This is a genomic window from Streptomyces sp. NPDC048664 (assembly GCF_040650555.1).
Taxonomy (GTDB): Bacteria; Actinomycetota; Actinomycetes; order Streptomycetales; family Streptomycetaceae; genus Streptomyces.
This window is the reverse complement of sequence record NZ_JBEZHK010000026.1, coordinates 70,656-88,850: the sequence shown is the minus strand read 5'-3', so window position 1 is coordinate 88,850 and position 18,195 is coordinate 70,656. Positions and strand designations below refer to the sequence as shown.

At 72.3% G+C, this 18,195-nt stretch carries 16 protein-coding genes; 10 read left to right on the top strand and 6 right to left on the bottom strand.

The window, feature by feature from the left end; genetic code table 11:
- The first annotated feature begins 33 nt into the window (after positions 1–33).
- The 3 genes from AB0C59_RS25615 to AB0C59_RS25605 are packed head-to-tail and all read left to right on the top strand — an operon-like array spanning position 34 to position 2,668.
- The gene (locus AB0C59_RS25615) at positions 34–819 is read left to right on the top strand and encodes an SDR family oxidoreductase (protein WP_363008443.1); all 786 of its coding nucleotides are present in this window, start codon (positions 34–36) and stop codon (positions 817–819) included.
- A 41-nt stretch (positions 820–860) separates the two neighbouring features.
- Positions 861–1,472 carry a TetR/AcrR family transcriptional regulator gene (locus tag AB0C59_RS25610; RefSeq protein ID WP_363008441.1) on the top strand — a complete coding sequence of 204 codons (612 nt, stop codon included), beginning with the start codon at positions 861–863 and terminating at the stop codon, positions 1,470–1,472.
- Between the two features lie 38 nt (positions 1,473–1,510).
- Positions 1,511–2,668, top strand: a complete 1,158-nt coding sequence (locus AB0C59_RS25605) for an acetyl-CoA C-acetyltransferase (protein ID WP_363008439.1) — start codon at positions 1,511–1,513, stop codon at positions 2,666–2,668.
- 139 nt (positions 2,669–2,807) lie between these two features.
- Here AB0C59_RS25605 and AB0C59_RS25600 read toward each other — a convergent pair whose 3' ends face one another.
- From AB0C59_RS25600 to AB0C59_RS25585, 4 genes are read right to left on the bottom strand one after another with little or no spacing between them, the layout of a single operon-like run.
- Positions 2,808–3,872 (bottom strand): nitronate monooxygenase, encoded by a 1,065-nt coding sequence (locus AB0C59_RS25600; protein ID WP_363008437.1) that lies wholly within the window; start codon positions 3,870–3,872, stop codon positions 2,808–2,810.
- The gene (locus AB0C59_RS25595) at positions 3,872–4,636 is read right to left on the bottom strand and encodes a CoA-transferase (RefSeq protein ID WP_363008435.1); all 765 of its coding nucleotides are present in this window, start codon (positions 4,634–4,636) and stop codon (positions 3,872–3,874) included. The genes AB0C59_RS25600 and AB0C59_RS25595 overlap by 1 nt, the downstream gene beginning before the upstream one ends.
- Positions 4,633–5,568 carry a CoA-transferase gene (locus tag AB0C59_RS25590; RefSeq protein ID WP_363008433.1) on the bottom strand — a complete coding sequence of 312 codons (936 nt, stop codon included), beginning with the start codon at positions 5,566–5,568 and terminating at the stop codon, positions 4,633–4,635. Before AB0C59_RS25590 ends, AB0C59_RS25595 begins: the two co-directional genes overlap by 4 nt.
- Positions 5,565–6,383 (bottom strand): enoyl-CoA hydratase family protein, encoded by an 819-nt coding sequence (locus AB0C59_RS25585; protein ID WP_363008431.1) that lies wholly within the window; start codon positions 6,381–6,383, stop codon positions 5,565–5,567. The genes AB0C59_RS25590 and AB0C59_RS25585 overlap by 4 nt, the downstream gene beginning before the upstream one ends.
- A gap of 82 nt (positions 6,384–6,465) precedes the next feature.
- Between AB0C59_RS25585 and AB0C59_RS25580 the strand changes: the two genes are divergently transcribed.
- Both AB0C59_RS25580 and AB0C59_RS25575 read left to right on the top strand, forming a co-directional pair.
- On the top strand, positions 6,466–7,251 hold the full coding sequence (locus AB0C59_RS25580; protein WP_363008429.1) for an SDR family oxidoreductase: 786 nt from the start codon (positions 6,466–6,468) through the stop codon (positions 7,249–7,251).
- A 6-nt stretch (positions 7,252–7,257) separates the two neighbouring features.
- A complete protein-coding gene (locus AB0C59_RS25575; RefSeq protein ID WP_363008427.1) occupies positions 7,258–8,163 on the top strand; it encodes an SDR family oxidoreductase in 906 nt (301 codons plus the stop codon).
- Positions 8,164–8,330: 167 nt separating this feature from the next.
- On the opposite strand, the gene AB0C59_RS25570 is transcribed toward AB0C59_RS25575, so the two are convergent.
- Both AB0C59_RS25570 and AB0C59_RS25565 read right to left on the bottom strand, forming a co-directional pair.
- The gene (locus AB0C59_RS25570) at positions 8,331–9,077 is read right to left on the bottom strand and encodes an ankyrin repeat domain-containing protein (protein ID WP_363008425.1); all 747 of its coding nucleotides are present in this window, start codon (positions 9,075–9,077) and stop codon (positions 8,331–8,333) included.
- Between the two features lie 64 nt (positions 9,078–9,141).
- Positions 9,142–10,047 carry a hypothetical protein gene (locus AB0C59_RS25565; RefSeq protein ID WP_363008481.1) on the bottom strand — a complete coding sequence of 302 codons (906 nt, stop codon included), beginning with the start codon at positions 10,045–10,047 and terminating at the stop codon, positions 9,142–9,144.
- A gap of 163 nt (positions 10,048–10,210) precedes the next feature.
- Here AB0C59_RS25565 and AB0C59_RS25560 point away from each other — a divergent pair, with 163 nt between their 5' ends.
- From AB0C59_RS25560 to AB0C59_RS25540, 5 genes are all read left to right on the top strand, one after another.
- Positions 10,211–10,561, top strand: coding sequence for a chorismate mutase (locus AB0C59_RS25560; protein WP_363008423.1), 351 nt, complete (start codon positions 10,211–10,213; stop codon positions 10,559–10,561).
- A 104-nt stretch (positions 10,562–10,665) separates the two neighbouring features.
- Positions 10,666–13,182 carry an aminopeptidase N gene (gene pepN, locus AB0C59_RS25555; RefSeq protein ID WP_363008421.1) on the top strand — a complete coding sequence of 839 codons (2,517 nt, stop codon included), beginning with the start codon at positions 10,666–10,668 and terminating at the stop codon, positions 13,180–13,182.
- Between the two features lie 124 nt (positions 13,183–13,306).
- Positions 13,307–14,998, top strand: a complete 1,692-nt coding sequence (locus tag AB0C59_RS25550; protein WP_363008419.1) for an Ig-like domain repeat protein — start codon at positions 13,307–13,309, stop codon at positions 14,996–14,998.
- 363 nt (positions 14,999–15,361) lie between these two features.
- Positions 15,362–16,744 (top strand): aminotransferase class V-fold PLP-dependent enzyme, encoded by a 1,383-nt coding sequence (locus AB0C59_RS25545; protein WP_363008417.1) that lies wholly within the window; start codon positions 15,362–15,364, stop codon positions 16,742–16,744.
- On the top strand, positions 16,741–18,168 hold the full coding sequence (locus AB0C59_RS25540) for a SidA/IucD/PvdA family monooxygenase (RefSeq protein ID WP_363008415.1): 1,428 nt from the start codon (positions 16,741–16,743) through the stop codon (positions 18,166–18,168). The genes AB0C59_RS25545 and AB0C59_RS25540 overlap by 4 nt, the downstream gene beginning before the upstream one ends.
- The last annotated feature ends 27 nt before the right edge of the window (positions 18,169–18,195 follow it).

The following is an 18,195-nucleotide window of genomic DNA, read 5'->3' as shown; positions in this document are numbered from 1 at the left end:
CCTAACAAGTGTTTGGTAGGTTAGCGTGAGGCCATGACAGGCGTCGAGAGTCCGTCGTACACACCGGGCCATGGGCTGCTGAGGGGCCGCACAGCCGTCATCACCGCGGCGGCGGGTGCCGGGATCGGGGGAGCGACGGCCCGCCGCTTCCTGGAGGAAGGCGCGCAGGTGCTGATCAGTGACGCCCACACGCGCCGCCTGAAGGAGCACGAGGCCGAACTGGCCCGGGAGTTCCCCGGCGCCGTGACCGCCACCCCCTGCGACGTCACCGACGAGACCCAGGTGCGGGCCCTCTTCGAGACGGCCCACCGCACCCACGGCCGACTCGACATCGTCGTCAACAACGCGGGCCTCGGTGGCACCGCCCCCCTCACCGACATGACCGACGAGCAGTGGTCCACCGTCCTCGACGTCACCCTGAGCGGCACCTTCCGCTGCCTGCGCGCCGCGCTGCGCTCGATGAAGGAGACCGGCGGCGGTGTGATCGTCAACAACGCGTCGGTGATCGGCTGGCGCGCCCAGGCCGGACAGGCGCACTACGCCGCCGCCAAAGCGGGCGTCATGGCCCTGACCCGGTGCGCCGCGATCGAGGCCGCCGCGTACGGGGTGCGCGTCAACGCGGTCTCCCCGAGCCTCGCCCTGCACCCCCACCTCGCCAAGGTGACCACCCCCGAACTGCTGGAGGAGCTGACCGCCCGCGAGGCCTTCGGCCGCCACGCCGAACCCTGGGAGGTGGCCAACGTGATCGTGTTCCTGGCCTCCGGATACTCCTCCTACATGACCGGCGAGGTCGTCGCCGTCAGCAGCCAGCACCCCTAGGCGGCCGCGATGCGCCCGCCTGCCGGGACCACAATGGGACCGTGCCGACCAAGAAGAAGCCCCCGGTGACCGCCGCGCCCGCCCGTCGCCGCGAACTCCTGGACACCGCCGCCGAGGTGTTCGCCGAACAGGGCTACAACGCGACCACCGTACGCAAGATCGCGGACCACGCCGGAATGCTCGCGGGCAGCCTCTACTACCACTTCGACTCCAAGGAATCGATGCTGGAGGAGATCCTGCGCACCTTCCTCGACGAACTCTGGGACGGCTACGACACCGTCCTCGACGCCGGACTCGGCCCGCGCGAGACCCTGGAGGCGCTGGTCACCGAGTCCTTCCGCGAGATCGACCGGCACCGCGCGGCCGTCGCGATCTACCAGAAGGAGTCCCGGCACCTGGTGGCCCAGGACCGGTTCACCTTCCTCGCCGACTCGCAGCGCAGATTCGAGAAGGCCTGGCTGTCCACCCTCGAACGCGGAGTCGCCGCCCACGTCTTCCGCGCCGACCTCGACATCCGCCTCACCTACCGGTTCGTGCGCGACACCGTGTGGGTCGCCGCCTCCTGGTACCGGCCCGGCGGACAGCACAGCCCGGAGGAGATCGCCCGCCAGTACCTGTCGATGGTCCTCGACGGGATCGCCGTACGCGAGTAGCCCGATGTGAACGCCCTTTCCGAGCGAAGGAGCCGGCCATGGCCGAGGCATATGTGGTGCAAGCGGTCCGCACACCCGTCGGGCGGCGCCGGGGCGGACTCGGCACGGTCCATCCGGCCGACCTCGGTGCGCACGTGCTGCGCGCCCTGATCGAACGCTCGGGCGTGGACCCCGCCGCGGTGGAGGACGTCGTCTTCGGCTGCCTGGACACGGTCGGGCCCCAGGCCGGTGACATCGCCCGCACCTGCTGGCTCGCGGCCGGACTGCCCGAGGAGGTCCCGGGCGTCACGGTCGACCGCCAGTGCGGCTCCTCCCAGCAGGCCGTCCACTTCGCCGCGCAGGCGGTGCTGTCCGGCACCCAGGACCTCGTGGTCGCGGGCGGCGTCCAGAACATGACGCAGATCCCGATCGCCTTCGCCTCCCGCCAGGCCGCCGAACCGCTGGGACTGACCCAGGGGCCGTTCGCGGGCAGCGAGGGCTGGTGCGCACGCTACGGCGACCAGCCCGTCAACCAGTTCCACGGCGCCGAACTCATCGCCGCGAAGTGGGGCATCAGCCGCCGCGACCAGGAGGAGTTCGCACTCCGCTCCCACCGCCGCGCCCTGCACGCGATCGACACCGGGCGCTTCGCACGCGAGACCGTCCCCTGTGCCGGGGTCACCACGGACGAAGGCCCGCGCAGGGACACCTCCCTGGAGAAGATGGCCGCGCTGAGACCGGTGCTGGACGGTGGCACCGTCACCGCCGCCTGCTCCTCCCAGGTCTCCGACGGCGCGGCGGCCCTGCTGCTCGCCTCGGAACGCGCCGTCCACGAACACGGCCTGACCCCGCGCGCCCGCGTCCACCACCTGTCCGCGCGCGGCGAGGACCCGATCCGCATGCTCTCGGCTCCCATACCGGCGACGGCGCACGCGCTGAAGAAGACCGGCCTCACCCTGGACGACATCGACCTCGTCGAGATCAACGAGGCCTTCGCCCCGGTCGTCCTCGCCTGGCTCAAGGAGACCGGCGCGGACCCGGACAGGGTCAACGTCAACGGCGGCGCCATCGCCCTCGGCCACCCCCTGGGTGCGACCGGCGCCCGTCTGATGACCACCCTGCTGCACGAACTGGAGCGCACCGGCGGGCGTTTCGGCCTCCAGACCATGTGCGAGGGAGGCGGCCAGGCCAACGTGACCATCATCGAACGCCTCTGACCCCGCACCCGCACCCGGACGCGACCTGCTCGCCGCCGTCGCCCCGGGTTGCTGCCCCCCACCGGCCCGGCGGCCGGGCCACCAGGCTGCCGTGACCTCGCCCGAACCGTCGCCCCCGTCGGGTGGGCGACCGCGTGGGTCAACCGGTGGCGCGGCCGCCGAGGTCCGGCAGCGTGCCCAGGACCTCCCGGGCCTCGGCCATCACCCTCTCGACCAGCTCCGCGCACGACGGAAGGTCCTCGATGACACCGGCGACCTGCCCGGCGGCCATCACCCCCAGATCCGTACGCCCGTCCACCATCGCCGACTTCAGCAGCATCGGCGTGTTCGCCGCGAGCAGCGTCTGGCTCCACGTCATGCCCTTGCCGTGCCGCATCGCGAGACCGTCCCGCACCATCCGGGACCAGGTCAGGCCCGACAGCCTGCGGAATCCGGCCGCGCTGCGCACCGCCCGGAGCAGGGCCCGCCCCCGCCCCGCCCGCTCCAGGGACTCGACCAGCGCGGTGCGCAGCATCCGGTGCGGCAGACCGTCCACCGCCGTCGTCACGGTGACGTCCTTGACGGTCGCCGCCAGGTATCTGGCCTTCACCGCGTCCGGAACGGTGGAGTCCGAGGTGAGCAGGAACCGGGTGCCCATCGCCATGCCGGCCGCGCCGTACGCCAGTGCCGCGACCAGGCCGCGGCCGTCGTGGAAGCCGCCCGCCGCCACCACCGGTATGTCCACCGCGTCCACCACCTGCGGCAACAGCACGCTCGTCGCCACCTCCCCGGTATGCCCTCCTCCCTCGCCACCCTGCACGATCACCGCGTCCGCCCCCCAGTCGGCCACCTTCTCGGCGTGCCGGCGCGCACCGACGGACGGTATGACGACCACACCCGCGTCCCGGAGGCGGCCTATCAGTTCCTTCGACGGCGCCAGCGCGAAGGACGCCACCCGCACCTCCTCCTCCACGATGATCCGCACCCGCTCGTCCGCGTCCCCGGCGTCCGCGCGCAGATTCACCCCGAACGGAGCGCTGGTCCGCGACCGCACCTCCCGTATCGCCGCGCGCAACCGGGCGGGCGTCATGGTCGCCGAGGCCAGGATGCCCAGCGCGCCCGCGTTCGCCGCCGCGGAGACCAGGCGCGGGCCCGCGACCCACCCCATGCCCGTCTGCACGAGGGGATGACGCACACCGACGAGCCGGGTCAGCGCCGTCTCCATCAGCGGCCACCTTCCCCGCGCCTCGCACGCACCGGATCGGGCACCTCGCGCTCCCGCGTCCCCTGCGGATCGAGTACCTCGCGTATCAACCGCATTTCCTCGACCGTGGGTTCACGGGTGTGCGGCACCTCCCGGGGGACGGTCAGCTCGAAGCCCGTCGCCTCCCGCACCTCCTCGACCGTCACCCCCGGGTGCAGCGAGGCCAGCCTCATCGAGTGGTCGGCGGTGGCGAAGTCGAAGACCCCGAGGTCGGACACCACCCGCGGGATCCGGTGGAAGCGCGCGGTGGCCGCGAGCGGGGCCACCCGGTCGTAGCCCACCCCGCACACCATGTCGACCCGCTCCACGAACACCCGGCGCGCATGCCTGGGTATCCAGTAACTCGTCGGATTGTTGAGCGTGTTGACCGGAGCGCCGCGCACTCCGAGCAGCTGCCGCCGGGGCAGCTCCCACGCGCCGACGCAGGAGATGTTCTGATTGCCGAAGCGGTCGATCTGGCTCGCGCCCATCATCACGTGCCGCCGGCCGCCGGTGACCAGCGCCAGATGCTGGCGGTAGGGCAGCCAGCCCTCCACCGTGCCGTCCACCCCCACGAGCATCGCCTCGCCGTCGGTGAGCAGCAGATCCGGTGAGAACGTGTGCCGCGCGAGCCGTGCCCCGATGGACGGCACCGTTCCCATCGGGCTCGCGAGGATCTCGCCCGCGCCCCGCCACGCTTCGGCACAGGCGATCACGCAGTACTCGGCCCGGGTCGCGGCGCTCATGAGCCCTCCTCGTGCCAGGCCCGGACGGCCGCCCGGTAGTCGTGCTCGTCGCCGCCGAGGAACCGCGCGGCGAACGTCGGCCAGGGGGTGGTCGCGTAGTGCTTCTGGAAGGCCTCGTCGCGGCCTTGATCGGGGGCGCAGGACGTGAAGTGCGCACCGCCGGCGGCCTCCACCACACCGGTCACCGTGTGCCGTTTGATCAGCAGGGTCTGCGGCGCCGCCTCCTTCACGAGCTCCGCCGTGTCCACGATCCGTTCACAGGACAGGAACGCCGCGTCCGCCGCCTCGCAGAACAGATCGTCGAAGTACGGGTCCGGACCCAGATACTGGCCGTTGCCCAGCCGGTCCGCACGATTGACGTGCACCAGGGCCGCGTCCATCCGCAGCGCGGGCATCGCGACGAACTCCTCACGCGCACCGGACCCGTCGGCGCCCTCGCTCCCTTGCCCTTCTTCCCCGTCCCCGCCGCTCGCTCCGCCCGCGGTGAAGGGCCACCCGTCCGAGGCGTAGGGCGAAGCGACGGTCCGCAGACCGGGGTTGACCCGCATCACATCGGATCCCACACCCGCCCGCACCGGCATGAAGGGCAGTCGGTTCGCCGCGGCGCGCAGCCCCCACATGAACATCGCCTCGTCCACCTCCACCAGCTCGAACGCGCCGCTCTCCCGGGCCGCCCGGTAGTGCGGTTCGAGCGGCACCGTGTCCAGCGTCACGAACGCCGCCACGAGCCTGCGGATCCGCCCAGCCGCCGCGAGCATCCCGACATCCGGGCCGCCGTACGACACCACCGTGAGATCGGTGACGGGGGAGCGCAGCAGTGCCCGCACCAGGGCCATCGGTTTGCGCCGCGAACCCCAGCCCCCGATACCGACGGTCATGCCGCTCTCCAGTCGTGCGACGGCCTCGTCCGCCGTCATCGTCTTGTCCGTCATGCGTCCTCCTTCCCGGACGTCCGCGACCCCTTCGGTTCCTCCGCCTCGCCGGGCCCCCCGACCCGCTCCCCTTTCCCTCCCGCCGTTCCGAAGGTGTTCCGGACGCGGTCCGCCACGCCCGTGACATGCGCCTCGAAGGTGAACCCCTGCTCGAACCGGTAGCTGCGTCGCACATCGACCGGATCGATCCCGTTGATCGCGGCTTTGGCGAGCCGCAACAGCTCGCCGTCCTTGGCCGCGATCTCCCCGGCCAGCTCCAGCGCCGCCGCCGTCAGGCCCTCCCTCGGCACGACCCGCCACACCGAGCCGTGTGCGTGCAACTCGGCCGCCGTCACCGTGCGCGAGGTGTAGTAGAGCGTGCGCATCAACTGCGCGGGCACGAGCCGCGCCAGATGCGTGGCCGCGCCCAGGGCGCCGCGGTCCAGCTCCGGCAGCCCGAAGACGGCGTCCTCGCTCGCCACGATCGCGTCCGCGTTGCCGACCAGCCCTATCCCGCCGCCCAGGCAGAAGCCCCGCACGGCCGCCACCACCGGGACCTCGCACTCGTACACCGCGGCGAACGCCTCGAAGCAGCCGCGGTTCGCCCCGGCCAGCGCCCTGCCGCCCTCCTTCTGTATCTCCTTGATGTCCACACCCGCGTTGAAACCGCGCCCCCGGGCGGCTAGGACGACACAGCGGATCCCGGAGTCGCGGCCCGCCGACCTGAGGGCGTCGGCGAGGTCGTACCAGCCGCTGACCGGCAGCGCGTTCACCGGCGGGAAGTCGACCGTGACGACCGCGATCCCTTTTTCCGGGCACGAGGTGGAGACACCCATGGGCACATCAGCTACCTTTCCACCAAACGTTTGTTAGGTGTGATTCGAAGCTAGCAGCCGCCGCATCCCGACGGGAGAGCCTGTGGAAAACTCGCGCGACGGGACCGCCCAGGATCTTCGCGGCCGGACCGCCGTCATCACCGGAGGAACCCGCGGCGTCGGCGCCGGGATCGCCCGCGCCTTCGCCGAAGCCGGCGCCCACGTCGTCGTGTGCGCCCGGCGGCCCCCCGAGAACCCGATCCCGGGAGCCGAGTTCGCCCGACTCGACGTGTGCGACCCCCCTGCCGTACAGGACTTCTTCGGCGGACTCCCAGGCCTGGACGTCCTGGTCAACAACGCGGGCGGCTCCCCCTACCGCCCCCTGGCCGCCGCGGCACCCGAACGCCACGCCCGCGTCGTCCACCTCAACCTCATCGCCCCCCTGACCGTGTCCCTCGCCGCGTACGACCACCTCAAGCGGGCCGAAGGGGCGGTCGTCATGATCGGCAGCGTCAGCGGCGGCCGCCCCTCACCCGGCACCGCCGCCTACGGCGCGGCCAAGGCGGGACTGGAGAACCTGGCCCGCTCCATGGCCGTGGAGTGGGCACCCGAGGTACGCGTCAACACGTTGGTCGCGGGCATGGTCCGCACCGAACTGTCCCTTCTGCACTACGGCGGTCAGGACGGCGTCGCCGCCGTCTCCCGCACCGTCCCGCTCGGACGGCTGGCCGAGCCCTCCGACATCGGCCGGGCCGCCGTCTTCCTCGCCTCGGACGCCGCCGCGTACATCACCGGCGCCAGCCTCCTCGTCCACGGAGGAGGCGAACGCCCGGCGTTCCTCGACGCGGCGACCGTCAACAAGGACCGCGAACAAGACCGGAGAGGGTGAATTCACGTGACGGGTGTCGCTGAAGGCCGGGTCGTGATCGTCACCGGAGCGGGCCGTGGCCTCGGCCGCGCCCACGCCCTGGCGTTCGCCGCCGAGGGCGCCAAGGTCGTCGTCAACGACCTCGGAGTCGGCCTCGACGGCGCGTCGGGCGTGGACAGCCCGGCCGCACGGGTCGTCGAGGAGATCCGTGCGGCGGGCGGCGAGGCGACCGACCACGCGGGCGACATCGCCACCAGCGAGGGAGCCGCGTCTCTCGTGGCCACCGCCCTCACGGCGTACGGCCGCCTGGACACCCTCGTCAACAACGCGGGATTCCTGCGCGACCGGATGCTGGTCAACCTCGACGCGGACGACTGGGACGCCGTGCTGCGCGTCCACCTCACCGGGCACTTCCTGCCGCTCAAGCACGCGGCGGCGCACTGGCGGGCCGAGGCGAGGGCGGGACGCGTCCCGAGCGCCAGGATCGTCAACACCAGCAGCGGAGCCGGACTGCTCGGTTCGGTCGGGCAGGGCAACTACAGCGCGGCGAAAGCCGGGATCGTCGCCCTGACGCTGGTCGCGGCGGCGGAACTCGGGCGCTACGGCGTCCAGGTCAACGCCGTGGCCCCCGCCGCACGCACCCGCATGACCGAGCACACGTTCGCCGAGTCGATGGCGGCCCCCGACTCCGGGTTCGACGCGATGGCCCCCGAGAACGTCTCACCCCTCGTCGTCTGGCTCGGCTCCGCCGCCGACACCGTCACCGGCCGGGTGTTCGAGGCGGCGGGCGGCCGCATCACGGTCATGGAGGGCTGGCGTCCGGGCCCGACGGCGGACAAGGGAGCACGGTGGACACCGGCCGAGGCGGGGGAGACGGCCCGAAGGCTCGTGGCCGAGGCGGAGCTTCCGGGGACGGTGTACGGGGCGCGGTGAGCACCGTCGCGCCTGAACGTCGGTCAACCCGGCCCCCACGACGGTCGATGCGACCGCCACGCACCCGGGGAGACCGGCTCGGCACGCCCCCGGCGCACACGCCGACCGCGCTCGGGCCCCTTCCTCCACCCGCCCCCGCCTACCGGTCGGCTTCCCCGTCCCGCCGCCTACCGGCCCGCTTCCACGCCGTCCCCCGCCGCCAGCAGAGCCACGATCGCGGCATGCCCCGTCTGCTGGTCGTTCCCCGCCGCCGGCCGCCCGTCCCGCAGCAGCGACACCTCCACGGTCACCGTGCCCGGCTCCTCCTCCCAGCGGCGTGTCACATACTCGTGCCCCGGACCGTAGGCGGCCTCGAGTCCCGCGCGGAGCTCCGCCGCGACATCCAGCCCCGTCCAGCGCCGCGCCGTCGCGAGCGCCTGCTCCCGCCCCCGCGCCCCGTGTGCCACCAGCGCCTCGACGCAGCCGGGCGAGCCACGCCGGGCAGCCGCCACCAGCGGTGGCTCACCCTCGGGCCCGGGCAGGTTCGGATCCGCGCCCGCCGCCAGCAGGACCCGGACCACCTCCGTGCACCCCCGCCGCACCGCCCACGTCAACGCCCGGAACCCGTACTCCTCCGCCAGGTCCGGCGTCGCCCCGGCCGACAGCAACGCCCGCACGACCTCCACATGGCCCCCGCAGGCCGCCCCGCACAACGGGGCGTCGGCACCCGCGCTGAGACGGTCCGGATCCGCGCCCGCCGCCAGCAGCAGCCGCACCACGCCCGTCGCGTCCCCCACCGCCGCCGCGTACAGGGCCGTCTGGCCCTCCGGGTCGGCCGACTCCGCGCTCACCCCGGAGCGCAGCAGTCGTACGACCGCATCGTCATCCCCTTCGTACACCGCCGTGAACAGCTCCGGCGACTCGTGCGTGCTCATGTCCCGACCCTCACCCGCGCCACGGCGCACGGGCAAAGACATTCACCGTGTTCCCCGTCACCTCTCAGGTGTCGCACTCCAGCACCGTCCGGCACAGTCCGCAGCGCGCCCGCACCCGGCCCCGCACCGGCACCCTGATCCGCTGATGGCACGTCGGACACGGGAACACGACATGCAGCGGCCCCGAACCGGGCGACGTGAACGAGTACGCGACGCCCCCGGGCGCACCCGGCGCACCCTGACCCCCAGGCTCCCGCGCATGGCGGCGGTCCCTGGCGTAGCGGTGGCGACCCGCCCAGCCCGCCGCCGTCAGGGGCGGCTGCTGCCCGTCACGGCGAGCCAGATCCCTCCCCTTCGCATAGGCCGTGCACGCCTGCGGGCTGGTGAACCAGATCTCGGGGTCCTCACCGAACACCAGCGCACGCTTCGCGACGACGTAACCGAACTCCTCCGGCGTCAGGTAGCCCAGCTTCTGCGACGACACCCCGTCCTCCCGGAACGCGTCCAGCAGCAGCCACCCCGCACCCAGGTACGCCGTCGCCGTGTCCGTGAGGATCTCGTTGTCCCGCGTCCCGGGGAACGACAGGCCCAGACGATGCAGATACACATGCATCACCTCGTGCGCCAGGGCCGCGCCGATGTCCCTGCGGTGCGTGCGGAACCGGTCGTTCAGCTCGATGAAGTACTCCGGACCCGAGGTGAGTTCGACGTTCGCCGCGAACGTCATCTCACGGAAGCCGACCACCATCCGCGCGTCCGGCAGCCGGAAATGCCGCACCAGCTCCCGCGCCACCCGCTGCGCACCCAGATGCAGATCGTCCTGATCGCAGAACGCCACGTCGGCGGGCAGCACACTCGCCGCGAACACCTGGACGGTGTCGTACGACAGCCGCTTGTACAACGCCGTGATCGCCGCCCGCACCGTGTCCAGATGCGGAAAGCCATGCTCCACCGGCCCGCCGTCCGCCACGTCCGCACCCCCTGAAGACGCCGCCACCTCCTCCACTGTAAGCGCCCGCACCGACAACGGCCGGGCACGACCTACCCCATCACCCCGACCGGCGCCCCGTGGACCGATCCGCACTCCGGACGCCGGCCGTCAGGCACCGGCACGCCCCGTAGGGTGGACCGCCATGACCACCCGACACACCGCCGCGGGAGACGAAGACCCGGCCGTCCGTGCCGAACTCGCCCGACTGCGCGACAGCATCGACAACATCGACGCCGCTGTCGTCCACATGCTCGCCGAACGCTTCAAATGCACTCAGCAGGTCGGCCACCTCAAGGCCGCACACCAGCTCCCGCCCGCCGACCCGGCGCGCGAGGCCGACCAGATCGACCGGCTGCGCAGGCTCGCCGAGAACGCCAAACTCGACCCCGCCTTCGCCGAGAAGCTCCTCAACTTCATCATCGCCGAGGTCATCCGCCACCACGAGCGCATCGCCGAGGACACCACACCCACCAGCGCGAACCCCGGAGAATGACCCCTGGCGACCGGCCGGCCCGCCCCTGACCGGGGCCGGCCGGCCCGCCGTTCGTCCACAGGTCCCCGGACCACCCCTGTGTCCTGTCGGTGGCATCAGGCAGCATGTCCCTCATGTCCGTACTGACGCGCGACGAAGCGCAGACCCGCGCCCGGCTCCTCGATGTCCAGCACTACGACATCGCCCTCGACCTGACCCGTGGCGAGGACACCTTCGACTCCCGCACCCGCATCCGCTTCACCGTGCGCGAAGGCCAGGCCGCCACGGACACCTTCGTCGAACTCAAGCCCGCCGAGCTGCGCACCGCCACCCTCGACGGACACCCCCTCGACCCGCACACCCTCGCCGGGAACCGGCTCCCCCTGCCGGCCCTCACCCCCGGCGACCACGAACTGCGTATCGACGCCGTCATGCGCTACTCCCACACCGGTGAAGGCATGCACCGCTTCACCGACCCCCTCGACGGCGAGACCTACGTCTACACCCAGCTCTTCCTGGACGACGTCCAACGCGTGTTCGCGGCTTTCGACCAACCCGATCTCAAGGCCGCCTTCGACCTCACCGTCACCGCGCCCGAAGGCTGGAGCGTCCTGGCCAACGGGATCACCACCGAGCACGGCGACGGCACCTGGCGCGCCGCCACCACGCCCCTCATCTCGACCTACCTCGTCGCCGTCGCCGCCGGCCCCTGGCACTCCCTGCGCACCGAACACCGCGGGCTGCCCTTCGGCATCCACTGCCGCCGCTCCCTCGCTCCCCACCTCTCCGCCGACGCGGACGAACTCTTCGAGATCACCCGCCAGTGCTTCGACCGCTACCACCAGAAGTTCGAGGAGCCCTACCCCTTCGACTCCTACGACCAGGCGTTCGTGCCCGAGTTCAACGCGGGAGCCATGGAGAACCCCGGCCTCGTCACCTTCCGGGACGAGTTCGTCCACCGCTCCGCCGTCACCGACACCGAGCGCCAGACCCGCGCCATGGTCATCGCCCACGAGATGGCCCACATGTGGTTCGGCGACCTCGTCACCCTCCGCTGGTGGGACGACATCTGGCTCAACGAGTCCTTCGCCGAGTACATGGGCTACCAGACCCTCACCGAGGCCACCCGCTTCACCGACACCTGGACCGACTTCGGCATCGCCCGCAAGGCCTGGGGATACGACGCCGACCAGCGCCCCTCCACCCACCCCGTCGCCCCCGACGACGTCCCCGACACCGCCTCCGCCCTCCTCAACTTCGACGGCATCTCCTACGCCAAGGGCGCCTCCGCGCTGCGCCAGCTCGTCAGCTGGATCGGCGAGAAGGACTTCCTGGCGGGCATCAACCTCCACTTCACCCGCCACCGCTTCGGCAACGCGACCCTCGCCGACTTCATCGACTCCCTCGCCGCGGCCACCGACCGCGACGTCCACGCCTGGGCCGACACCTGGCTGCGCACCACGGGCGTCGACACCCTCACCCCCCGACTCACCACCACCGACGGCCACACCACCACCCTCACCGTCGACCGCGACGGCAGTCGCCCCCATCGCATCGCCGTCGGGCTCTACGACCACACCACCGACCCGGCCGACGGCCGGCGCCTCGTCGCGCGCGAACGCCTCCACCTGGACATCCCCCAGGACACACCCCACACCCTCACCAAGCCTCCCGCCCTGGTCGTCCTCAACGACGGCGACCTCACCTACGCGAAGATCCGCCTCGACCCCACCTCCTACCGGGTCGTCCAGGACAGCCTCTCCAGCCTGCCCGAGCCCCTGACCCGCGCCGTCGTCTGGAACGCGCTGCGCGACGCCGTCCGCGACGGCCACCACCCCGCCGACGCCTATCTCCTGACGGCCCGTGCCCATCTCCCGCACGAACGCGACCTCGCCCTGGTCGACGGCGTGCTCACCTTCGCCGCCCAGATCACCGACCGACTCATCGACCCCGACCAGCGCCCCGCGGCCCAGAGCACCCTCACCGACCTGTGCCGCGACCTCGTCCGCCGTACCGAGGACGGCACCCGGCCCGGCCTGCGCCTGATCGCCGTACGACACCTCATCGACGCCGCCGCCCACCCCGACACCATCGCCGCCTGGCTCGCCGACGGCACCGTGCCCGGCGGACCCGAACTGGACCCCGAGCTGCGCTGGCGCGTCCTCCACCGGCTCGCCGTCCTCGGCGCCGTCGACGACGACGCCATCACCACCGAACTCGAGCACGACCCCAGCGCCACCGGCCAGGAAGGCGCCGCCCGCTGCCGCGCCGCCCTCCCCGACCCCGACGCCAAACGCCGCGCGTGGGACGCCATGTTCACCACCGACGGCCTCTCCAACTACCTGTTCACCGCCACCGCTCAGGGCTTCTGGCAACCCGAGCAGAGCGACATCCTCACCCAGTACGTCGACCGCTACTGGGCCGAGGCCCCCGCCGTCGCTGCCCGCCGCGGCTCCGCCATCGCCATCGCCGCCGGCCGCCACGCCTTCCCCCGCTTCGCCATCGACGCCACCACCGTGCGCCGCGGCGAACAGTGCCTCCAGGAGGCCGACCTCACCCCTGCCATGCGCCGCAGACTCGTCGACGAACTCGACGACCTGAGCCGGGCCCTGCGTATCCGCCAGGGAGCGAAGGACGAGTGATCCTCCCCGAGGTTCGCACGGGGGACCGGGCCGCACCCGCGCACCAGACGTGACATAACCTCGTCAACGACCGATTCCGGCCATTGCGCAACGGCCGGGTACATTGTGAACGGGGACACCACACATGCGTGTTCGTCATGCCAGATCCCGAGCCACCGCCACGGGAACGGCGGCGCTCGCCATCCTGCTCGGTTCCGTCTGCCTCGCCGGGGCGGACGCACGGAGCGCCGCCGCGGACAGCGGTACGACGCTGCCCATCTCCGCGGACTGGCCGCGGGGCGAGATGGTGGTGGACGGGGTCCACCATTACGTTTTCATCAGCGACCCGAAGAGCGGCTCCGTCGTCGTCGCCGACTACACGGGCAGGACCGTGGGCCGGATATCCGGCGAGACCGGCGCCACCGGAATGGCGTTGAGCAGGGACTCGTCCACGCTCTACGTCGCCCTGCCCGACGCCGACGCGATCTCCGCCGTCGACACGGCCACCCTCAAGGAGACCGCCCGCTACGCGACCGGCGCGCACACCGCCCCGCTGGACCTGGCCATCGCCGGCGGCAAGCTCTGGTTCGGCTACGGCGCGTACGCCCGGGGCGGTGGAGACATCGGCTCCCTCGACCTCTCCGGCGCCCAGCCGGTCGTCACGCTGAACCAGTCGGGCGGGGTGCCGTGGGAGTCCGCACCGCAGCTGGCCACCGCTCCCGGCGACGGCCAAGGTGTCCTCGTCGCGGGCAACAAGGACCGCTCCCCGGAAGAACTCGCCGTCTACGACGTCTCCTCCGGCACGGCGCAGAGGCGCGCCCACCGCAAGCAGATCATGCCCGACAGCCTCGGAGGCCAAGAGGACCTCGCACTCTCGCCCGACGGGCAGGAGATCGTCACCGCGGACGGCATCGACGACTTCGTGACGAACCTCCGCCCCGACCTGGAAGGCGCCGCGGGCCTCAGGAGCTTCCAGATCCAGGGCGAGCCGAACGCCGTCCAGTACGCGCCGGACGGCACGCTGGCCGTGGGGGTCCGGTACGGCACCCACGTGGACACCTACGTCTACCGGCCCGGAGACAGTATCGCGATCCGGACCATCAGCACCGGTGACTACAACCTCGTGGAGCCGCACGGCCTGGCCTGGGCTCCCGACAGCAGCAAGCTGTTCCTCCTCACCAGCGACGGCGCGAGCGGGAAGAACCTTGTCCTGCGGTCGTACGACGACGCCACCAAGGCGGTGACCAGGCTGAGCGTCCGTGCGCCCGCGAAGGCCGCACTGGACGGGAAGCTGACCCTGACCGGCACGTTCGGCCTCACCCTGCCCTGGCTTCCCAGCTCCCTGCCGATCGAGGTGACACGGACCGACCTCGCCTCGCCCAAGGGAAAGTCGCTCGGCGTCCGCACGGTGTGGCTGTCGCGCGACAGGGAGTTCGAGATCGAGGACACTCCGGAGGCGGGCGGAAAGGTCACCTACGCCCTTCGCTACCCCGGCGACGCCACGCACGCCCCGGTAACCGCCACCGCCACGGTCGAGGTCCCGCGCAACAGGACGACGCTGACCCTGGACGGCAACGGAACCACCGTCAAAGCGGGGAAGAACGCCACGCTGACCGCCAAGCTCGGCAGGACGTGGAAGGAGCGCAAGGTCTCGGTCTACGCGCAGCCGGCGGGCGGCGCGAAGAAGCTGATTCGGGCCGCGTCGGTGGACCGCACCGGCAGGCTCGCCATCACCTGCAAGGTCACCAAGAACACGACCTTCACCGCGGTCTTCGGCGGCGACGCACGCACCGAACCCGCACAGGCCACCAGGCTGATCAAGGCCAGCACCCGCTGAGCCCTCCGGTTCCACGGCCGCGGCCGGCAGGCGTGTCGCACCACGCACACGTGCCGGCCGCGCGCGTCGGCCCGGACACCGGTGCCCGCCCGACCAGGCGCCGCGCCCGGCCCGCGCATCCACCCGCGCCCCACCCGCGCCCTCGCCGTGCACCCCACCCGACCCGGGCCGCGCACCCGTCCTCGTCGGGGGCGCGCACCCCGCGCTGACCAGGGGCGCCCCCTGCGCGACAGCTCACCCCGTGACCCACCCGCCTCACGCGATACCCCCATTCGGGTCGGATCGTTGTTCCCTCCGGACGGGCCCGGCCGCCACACAACCAGGCCCGGCCCCCAGCCGCCGCCCGCCTGGAGGACATCGCCGATGAGCCTGCCGCCCCTCGCCTCAGGACCCCAGGGCCCCAACGCCCTGCGCCCTCTCCTCACCACCGTCCTCCACGCCCTCGAGGAAGGCAGCCGCGCACGCGGCGGACCGCTCCCTCGAGGCGGTCCCGAGGCCGTCGTCGCCCGGCTTCGCGCCGCCCTCGGCGACGTGCTGCCGGAACAGGGCGACCCCGACGCCGCGGCACACCTCATCCGCACCCTCGCCGAAGGCGCGGCCGACCCCGCCCACCCGCACTGCGCCGCCCACCTGCACTGCCCCCCGCTCGCCGTCGCCACCGCGGCCGACCTGGCCGCCGCCGTGCTCAACCCCTCGCTGGACTCCTGGGACCAGGCGCCTTCCGCCACCGCCCTCGAAGCCCTCGTCACCCAAGCCCTCGCCCGCACCCTGTACGGCACCCCCGACGACCCCACCCGCCAAGGCGCCGACTGCCTCGTCACCACCGGCGGCACCGAGTCCAACCAACTCGCCCTCCTCCTCGCCCGCGAGGCGCACGGCCCCGTCCGCCTCGTCTGCGGCCAGGCGGCCCACCACTCCCTCACCCGTGCCGCCTGGCTCCTCGGGCTGCCCGACCCCCTCGTCATCCCCACCCCGCGCGGCACCCTCGACCCCGCCGCCCTCGCCACCGCACTGCGCCGGCACCCCGGCCCCCACCTGGTCGCCGCCACCGCGGGCACCACCGACGCCGGACTCATCGACCCCCTGCCCGCCCTCGCCGACGTCTGCGCCGCCCACGGCGCCCGCCTCCACATCGACGCCGCCTACGGAGGCGCGCTCCTGTTCAGCCGGCAGCACGCCCCCAAACTCACCGGCCTCGACCGCGCCCACACAGTCACCCTCGACCTGCACAAACTCGGCTGGCAGCCCGTGGCGGCCGGCCTCCTCGCCCTCCGCGACCCCGGGGACCTCCACGCCCTGCGCCACCGCGCCGACTACCTCAACGCCGACGACGACACCGAAGCCGGCCTCCCCGACCTCCTCGGACGCTCCCTGCGCACCACCCGGCGCCCCGACATCCTCAAGATCTCCATCACCCTGAAGACCCTCGGCCGCGCCGGACTCGCCACCCTCATCGACCAAGTCTGCTCACTCGCACAGCGGTTCGCCGACCTCGTCGAAGCCAGTCCCACCTTCGAACTCCATGCCCGGCCCACCATCACCACCGTGCTCTTCCGACCGCTGCACGCGACCGACGAGGCCATCGCCACCGTCCGCCGCACCCTCCTCCACAACGGCCACGCCGTCCTCGGCCGCGCCCACCACCACGGTCGCCTCTGGCTCAAGGCCACTCTCCTCAACCCCCACACCCGACCCGAAGACCTCAGCGCCCTCCTCACCCTGGTGGAAGGAACCACACCCCGATGAGCACCGCACCCCACCACCCCGAAGCCCCTCGCGACCTCGTCGGCATCGGCATCGGCCCCTTCAACCTCTCCCTGGCCGCCCTCGCCCAGCCCCTCACCCACCTCCACACCGCCTTCTACGAGCAGCGCCCCGCCTTCGACTGGCACCCCGGCCTCCTCATCGACGGCGCCACCCTCCAGGTACCCTTCCTCGCCGACCTCGTCACCCTCGCCGACCCCACCAACCCCTGGACCTTCCTCAACTACCTGAGGACCCGCGACCGGCTCTTCCCCTTCTACTTCGCCGAGCGCTTCCACATCCAACGCGCCGAGTACGACGCCTACTGCCGATGGGTCTCCGACAGCCTGCCCACCCTTCACTTCGGCCACCAGGTCGACGCCATCCGCTGGAACCCCGACACCGCCACCTTCGAGGTCGACTACACGCGCATCGCTCCCGACGGGGCAGCCGAAGCCCTCGGCCGCACCCACGCCCGCAACATCGTCCTCGGCATCGGCACCGAACCCCACATCCCCGCCGCGCTGCGCCCCCTCGCCGCCACCCACGGCGTACCCGTCATCCACGCCGCCGACTACCTCCGCCACCGCCCCGCCCTCACCACCGCCTCGCACATCACCGTCGTCGGCGCCGGCCAGACGGGGGCCGAGATCTTCCTCGACCTCCTCCGCCACCGCCCCGCCGGCCACGAGCGCATCCACTGGATCGCCAGAACCGAGGCGTTCGCCCCCATGGAGTACTCCAAACTCGGCCTCGAACACTTCACCCCCGACTACACCCGCTTCTTCCACGGCCTCACCGAACCCGTGCGCGACCGGCTCGTCTCCGCGCAGTGGCAGCTCCACAAGGGCATCGACGCCGACACCATCGCCGCCATCCACGACGAGCTCTACCGCCGCACCCTGCACGGCGGATGGCCCGATGCCACCCTCACCCCCGGCATCCACGTCCACACCGCCAGGCGCACCACCGACTCCCGCATCGAACTCCACCTGGAACACATCCAGCAGCACACCCGCACCACCCTCACCACCGACGCCGTCATCCTCGCGACCGGCTACCGCCAACGCCCCCTGGACCCCATCCTGTCCGGACTCGAACCCCACCTCGCCCGTGACAACAGCGGGCGCCCCCACATCGACCACCACTTCCGCATGGCTCTCCACCCCGCCATCACCGGCACCATCTACGTCCAGAACGCCGAACTCCACACCCACGGGGTGGGCACCCCCGACCTCGGCCTCGCCGCCTGGCGCAGCGCCACCATCCTCAACACCCTCACCGGCACCCGGCCCTACCCCCTGCCCGAACGCACCGCCTTCACCTCCTTCGGGCTCCAGCCGCCCCCCGACATCAGGCACCTCGACGGCATTCCCTCCTCGCGGCAACCCGCGGACCTCACCCCACCCCTCATCGACCGGCGATGAACCGCATCCGCCCACATCCCGCACCCG